6 protein-coding genes are annotated in these 6,000 nt (G+C 59.1%); 3 read left to right on the forward strand and 3 right to left on the reverse strand.

The annotated features are described in order from the left end of the window. Positions 1–125: 125 nt before the first annotated feature. Positions 126–995: an NAD-dependent epimerase/dehydratase family protein gene (locus C6W91_RS18510; RefSeq protein WP_274838507.1), complete on the forward strand. Its 870-nt coding sequence runs from the start codon at positions 126–128 to the stop codon at positions 993–995. Between the two features lie 140 nt (positions 996–1,135). Here the strand turns inward: C6W91_RS18510 and C6W91_RS18515 are convergent, their stop codons facing one another. Next, the gene (locus C6W91_RS18515; protein ID WP_274835683.1) at positions 1,136–1,579 is read right to left on the reverse strand and encodes a phasin, PhaP; all 444 of its coding nucleotides are present in this window, start codon (positions 1,577–1,579) and stop codon (positions 1,136–1,138) included. 133 nt (positions 1,580–1,712) lie between these two features. Beyond that, complete coding sequence (locus C6W91_RS18520) at positions 1,713–3,515, reverse strand: alpha/beta hydrolase (RefSeq protein WP_065270699.1); 1,803 nt, start codon at positions 3,513–3,515, stop codon at positions 1,713–1,715. A 148-nt stretch (positions 3,516–3,663) separates the two neighbouring features. On the opposite strand from C6W91_RS18520, the gene phaZ reads away from it, so the two are divergent. Both phaZ and C6W91_RS18530 read left to right on the forward strand, forming a co-directional pair. After that, positions 3,664–4,941 (forward strand): polyhydroxyalkanoate depolymerase, encoded by a 1,278-nt coding sequence (gene phaZ / locus C6W91_RS18525; RefSeq protein WP_065270700.1) that lies wholly within the window; start codon positions 3,664–3,666, stop codon positions 4,939–4,941. A 4-nt stretch (positions 4,942–4,945) separates the two neighbouring features. Next, a complete protein-coding gene (locus C6W91_RS18530; RefSeq protein ID WP_274838506.1) occupies positions 4,946–5,536 on the forward strand; it encodes a DUF6151 family protein in 591 nt (196 codons plus the stop codon). 43 nt (positions 5,537–5,579) lie between these two features. On the opposite strand, the gene C6W91_RS18535 is transcribed toward C6W91_RS18530, so the two are convergent. Next, positions 5,580–5,876 carry an alpha/beta fold hydrolase gene (locus C6W91_RS18535; protein WP_370571321.1) on the reverse strand — a complete coding sequence of 99 codons (297 nt, stop codon included), beginning with the start codon at positions 5,874–5,876 and terminating at the stop codon, positions 5,580–5,582. Positions 5,877–6,000: the final 124 nt, after the last annotated feature.

Below are 6,000 nucleotides of genomic sequence, written 5' to 3' on the forward strand. Positions count from 1 at the left end.
CTCTGATCCGCCTTTGTGAACCATCGGTCAAAACTGTCTTCACATCAAGAAAACCACCTTGACCTAAAGTATACTTGAGATTTTACCCCAGACCTCACAATCAGTTTCAGACCGAAGGACGAAACATGCGGGTATTGTTGCTTGGCGCGACAGGATCAATCGGAACCGCCATCACGCGTGAACTGGTCGGCCGGGGCCATCAGGTAATCGGTCTGGTCAGATCAGAGGCCAGCGCGCAGAAGATCGCCGCCCTTGGCGGTAGCCCCCTGCCCGGTGACCTGCGGCAGCCTGAGGCATGGGCGCCCGTGGTGAAAGAGGTCGATGCCGTTGTGCAGGCCGCCGCGACCTTTGATCAGGACATGGGAGAGACCGACGAGCGCGCCATAGAGGCGATCCTTGATCATGCCGCGGATCGGGGCACCCCGCTGAGATTGATCTATACGGGCGGTTGCTGGCTCTATGGCGCAACCGGCAACCGTATTGCCGATGAAACCTCGCCCAAACGGCCGATTGCCAGTTTCGCCTGGATGACAGAACAAAGCCGGACAGTACTGCAGGCGAAGTTGGTTTCAGGCGCCGTGATCCATCCCGGTATGGTCTATCACGAGGATGGCGGCGTCTTCGAACGCTATCTGACCGCAGCCCGCAGCGATCAGCCGATCGAAATCTGGGGCAGTTTAAATACCCGCTGGCCGCTGGTGCATCGTTACGATCTGGCGGTGGCCTATCGCATCCTGTTGGAGCGTCCCGATCTGACGGGGGAATTCAACGCCTGCGCCCAAAGCGGCGTCGCGGCATCGGACATCGTCGCCCATATCGCGCAGCAGACGGATCATGCGGGCGGGTATATGGTGCGCACGCTCAAACACGTTCTGTGTAAATACGGGGCCTGGGCCGAGGGGCCGACGCTGGACCAGCAGATGTGCGCGGAAAAGCTGCGGCGCCTGTGTGGCTGGACACCACGATACCGTTGTTATTCGATGGCCACCTTCTGACAGCCTGCATCGGCGGCCACAAAAGCAACAGTCCGAAAAGACCGTTCCACAATATAAAAAGGGCAGGCCCGCGTGGCCTGCCCTTTCATCACAATCCGGCACTGATTGGGAGGAGAGCTGGTGCCGTCTTGTGGACTTTCTTATTTGGTTGCAGCTTTCTTGGCTGCGGTGGTCACCTCTTCGGTGGCCTTTTTCACGGCGGCAGTCGCTTCTTCGCTCATATCCTTGCCTGCGGCCATCAGCAGCTCGACGGTGTCGGTCTGTGCTTTCTTGGCGACTTCGGCAAAGGCAGCCATGTTTTCGGCAGCCACTTCAGCAGAGGCGCTGGCGAAATCGGTTGCGGCTTTGGCATAGTCGGCAGGCTCGGCCTGAACTTTGGACATCGCGCCCATCTTGGACAGGGTGTCTTTGGTCCATTTGGTCGAAATCTCGGCGGACTGCTCGGCAGCACCGATCGCAACGGCGGCCAGCTTTTCATTCAGAGCAGCAGAGCTCTTGAACGCATCTTCCATGGTCTTGGTGTCCATGGGGAATGCGCCCATCATGTCTTTCATCATCGCGGTAAAATCTTGGGTCTTAGCCATCGTACTAGTTCCTCTCGTTGCCGTGGCAGGGAGATGCCCGCCCGCTGTGTCTGACAACAATATGCTTTCTGCATCGCAGCATTTCAAGATTTTTTTGCTGCAATGCAGAAAAATTATGGGAACCGCAGCAATATCAGGACTTTACCATCTTGCGCACATAGTCGCCGGGGGCCTGCACCAGTGGCGGATGGGTCGAATCACCCGGTTCGCGGGCTGGAACCTGCTTGCCCGAACGCTTCTTCAGCCAGGCCTCCCAGCGCGGCCACCAGGACCCTTCATGGAAGGTTGCGCCTTCCATCCAGGCAGCGGCATCCAGTTTCAGATCGTCATTGGTATAGTGACCATATTTGTTGCGGGTGGGCGGGTTCACGATGCCCGCGATATGGCCGGACTGCGATACGATGAAATTCTTGCTGCGCGATCCCATCTGCTGAACGCCTCGGTAGCAGTCCTTCCAGCGGGCGATGTGATCCGTTTCGCAGGTGACGGCCATCAGCGGAATGTCGACATCCTTGAGCTGCAGCTTGTGCCCCAGCAGCTCAAAACCGTCCTTGGCAAACTGGTTGCCCTGACATAGCCCACGCAGGTATTGGATCGCCATCTTGCCCGGCAGGTTGGCGCCATCGCCGTTCCAGTAGAGCAGATCAAAGGCAGGCGGCGTCTCTCCCATCATATAACTGCGGATCGCCGGCCCGTAGACCAGGTCATTGGCGCGCAGGAAAGAGAAGGTCCGCGCCATGATATAGGAGGGCAGCATGCCATCGTCGCCGATCTGCTCCTCGATGGCATCCACGAAATCGTTTTGCAGGAAGGGCGTGAATTCCCCCTGATCGTCAAAATCGGTCAACGCGGTAAAAAAGGTCGCCGATTTCACCGATTTGTCGCCGCGCTGTTTCAGCAGAGACAGGGTCAGACCCAGCGTTGTGCCAGCGATGCAATATCCGACGGCGTTGATCTGTTTGACCTTGCAGATCTCCTTCACCTGCTCGATCGCGGTCAGGAAACCGTCCTGCACATAATCCTCAAGCCCCACATCAGAATAGGAGGCATCCGGATTGACCCAAGAGACCACGAACAAGGTATAGCCCTGATCGGTGACCCATTTGATCAGGCTGTTCTGCGCCTTGAGGTCGAGAATGTAGAACTTGTTGATCCAGGGCGGGAACAGCAGGATCGGCGTTTCATGCACCGTATCCGTGGTCGGGCGGTACTGGATCAGCTCCATCATGCGGTTGCGATAGACGACTTCACCCGGGGTGGTGGCCAGATTGCGGCCAATTTCAAAGGCGGTATCATCCGCCAGCCGGACCACCAGCTCGCCATCATTGGCTTCGAGATCCGCGACCAGATTTTCCAACCCCTTGATCAGCGACTGGCCCTCGGTCTCCAAAGCCCGCTCCAGCGCATCCGGATTGGTGGGCAGGAAATTGGTCGGCGCCATCATGTGAATGATCTGGTCCGCGAAATAGGACAACCGCTGCCGGTCAACCCGATCCAGATCGCCCGCCTCGTCAACAGCCTCGCGGATGGCGGCGGCATTGGTCATGTACTGCTGTTTGATAAAGCGGAAATAGGGGTTCTTGTCCCACATCGGGTTGGTGAAGCGGCGGTCCGAGGGTGCATCGTCGCCTTCCCCGTCCTGTTGCCCGGCCAGCGCCTGCTGGGCCTCGGCGAAATTCAGCACCGATTTGCCCCAGTATTCGATCTGATGTTCCAGCAGCTTTGCCGGGTTTTGCAGCATAGAAGCCCAGTAAGACGTTGCTGCACGTGCGAACAATTCCTGATTCGGACCGTCCAGTCCGGGATGATGCGGCTTCTTGCTTGCCATCACCTCGACCAGCCGCTTCGACAGATGTTCTACCTTTTCTAAATTTTCCTTAAGTCGATCAATGTGTTCTGGAGAAGTTCCGGCACCCTGCACGTCACTTGTTGTCATCTTAAGGAATCCCCCCTAATCTTTCTGCTATGCAGAATACTTGCTCAGGTAGTCTACGAGAAAGTGACAGCAAGTTCTAATCTCTGCACTTAATCCGCCCATGATTTATGATAATGGGTTGCAGGGCGGACACCTAAAGGAGACACCCATGCGCTACATGATGTCCTACGACCTGATGGAAACGACCCGGAACATGAACCAGTGGCTGGGGGCGACCGCATTGTCGATGGCATCCTATCCGGCGTTTTCCGCGATCCCCAATCCGGCGCTCAACTGGCTGGCCGCATGGGGTGAGGTCACGGAGCGCACCTTTCAGCGCATGGTTGCCCGGCCCGACTGGGGCATCGGCACCTTCACCTGCGAAGACGGCAAGGACCATACCGTCGAAATCGACACGGTTCTGGAACGCCCCTTTGGCGATCTGATCCATTTCCGTGTCGTCGGCCGCGAAGTGCAGCCGCGCAAGGTGCTGCTGGTGGCGCCGATGTCCGGACACTACGCAACCCTGCTGCGCTCGACCGTCAAAAGCCTGGTGGAAAACTGCGAGGTCTATGTCACCGACTGGCACAACGCCCGGGACATCCCGGTCTCCGCTGGCAAGTTCGACATCGAGGATTACACCCTTTATCTGGTGGATTTCATGCGCGAGATGGGTCCTGAAACCCATGTCATCGCCGTCTGCCAGCCCGCCCCGCTGACCCTCGCCGCCACCGCCTATCTGGCCGAGCAGGACCCCGAAGCGCAGCCCTCCTCCCTGACACTGATCGGTGGCCCGGTGGACCCGGATGCAACGCCGACCGAAGTCACGGATTTCGGTCGCCGCGTCACCATGGGCCAGCTTGAGGAGACCATGATCCAGCGGGTCGGTTTCAAATACGCAGGCGTCGGCCGCAAGGTCTATCCGGGCCTGTTGCAACTCTCGTCCTTTATGTCGATGAACATGGACCGCCACTCCAAGGCCTTCATGGATCAGATCCAGCGGGTCAGCAGCGGCGAAGCCTCTGATCACGACGCCCATAACCGGTTCTATGACGAATATCTGGCGGTGATGGACATGACTGCGGAATTCTACCTGTCGACCGTGGACCGCGTGTTCAAGAAAGGCGAGATCGCCAAGAACGAATTCGTCGTCGATGGTCACAAGGTCGATATCGGCAAGATCACCGATGTGGCGGTCAAGACCGTCGAAGGCGCCAATGATGACATCTCTGCCCCCGGCCAATGTATCGCAGCGCTGGACCTGTGCACCGGCCTGCCGGATTCGAAAAAGGCCAGCCACGTGGAACCGGGCGCCGGTCACTACGGGATCTTTGCGGGCCGCAGCTGGCGCAACAACATCCGGCCATTGGTGATTGAATTCATGAATGCCAACAGCCGTCCCAAGGGTAAGGCTAAACGGAGCAAACCCAAGATCGCAGCGGTCTGATCTGATGGCGCCGGAGCAGGACCATTCAGGCCACGTCTTCTCCTGTTCTTGCGGGACAATGCAGGGATACATCACGCCAGAGGCGCTGAAGTCGGGCACTCATATCGCCTGTTTCTGCGCCGACTGCCGCGCCAACGAGCTCTATCACCACAGGCCGGATCCTGCCCCGGGTCCGGTGGCGCTCTTCCAGATGTCGCCGGATGGCATCCACATCACCCAAGGCGCGGAGGAGCTGCGCCTGATGCGGCTCAGCCCCAAGGGGTTGTTTCGCTGGTACGCAGGCTGCTGCGGCATGCCCTTCGCCAACACGCTTGCGAAACCCGGCCTGCCCTTCGCCGGGATGCGTACCAATCTGTTCGACCAACCCGAGATATTCGGCAAGATCCGCACCCGCGCCTTTGAACCCCAGCCGGGCAGACCGCCCCGCACCAAGGGCGCCGGGACTATGGTCTATGCCCTGTTCCGCCGCATGATCACCGCGCGCCTGTCCGGCAAGTGGAAAGAGACTCCTTTCTTTGACATCGAAACAGGCCGCCCAGTGAGCGAGCCAATCGTGCTGAGCAAGGCAGACCGAGACGCCCTGACACAGGGATGAAGCCGCCCTCACCCCACATCGATACTCTGCCGGGAACGCCGGATCAGGCCTGATGGGTCGCCTCCGGCGCGCGCGACAACCAGTGCAGCAGCGCCCGATTCACCGCCTCGGGCTGCTCCAGCACCGGCAGATGCCCTGCACCAGAGATCACCTCCAGCTCTGCATGTGGGATCAGGTCGGCCAGAAATTCATGCCGTTTGACGGGCGTCAGGCGATCATATTCGCCGCACAGTATCAGCGTCGGGACATGACAGCGCCGGGCCACGCCCTGCTGATCCATGCGGCGCTGCAAGGCCCGGCTTTGCGCGACGAACAGATCGCTGCCCAGATGCATCCCCATCTGCCGCACCGTGTTCAGAACCTCCAGCCGCCCCGGTCCGGGCGCTAGGCAATCCGCAGGGAATGTCCCGATCGATGTTGAAAAGCGTTTCGGGCGACGCTGCGGATTTCATGGTTATGCGGCC

It is taken from the genome of Phaeobacter sp. SYSU ZJ3003 (assembly GCF_041300735.1).
Taxonomy (GTDB): Bacteria; Pseudomonadota; Alphaproteobacteria; order Rhodobacterales; family Rhodobacteraceae; genus Phycobacter; species Phycobacter gallaeciensis_A.

What these genes read in the sequence shown, in the direction of transcription:
- phaZ (WP_065270700.1), top strand. Translation starts at nt 3,664, where the DNA reads ATGCGCTACATGATGTCCTACGACCTGATGGAAACGACCCGGAACATG.
- C6W91_RS18510 (WP_274838507.1), top strand. Translation starts at nt 126, where the DNA reads ATGCGGGTATTGTTGCTTGGCGCGACAGGATCAATCGGAACCGCCATC.
- C6W91_RS18530 (WP_274838506.1), top strand. Translation starts at nt 4,946, where the DNA reads ATGGCGCCGGAGCAGGACCATTCAGGCCACGTCTTCTCCTGTTCTTGC.
- C6W91_RS18515 (WP_274835683.1), bottom strand. Translation starts at nt 1,579, where the DNA reads ATGGCTAAGACCCAAGATTTTACCGCGATGATGAAAGACATGATGGGC.
- C6W91_RS18520 (WP_065270699.1), bottom strand. Translation starts at nt 3,515, where the DNA reads ATGACAACAAGTGACGTGCAGGGTGCCGGAACTTCTCCAGAACACATT.
- C6W91_RS18535 (WP_370571321.1), bottom strand. Translation starts at nt 5,876, where the DNA reads ATGGGGATGCATCTGGGCAGCGATCTGTTCGTCGCGCAAAGCCGGGCC.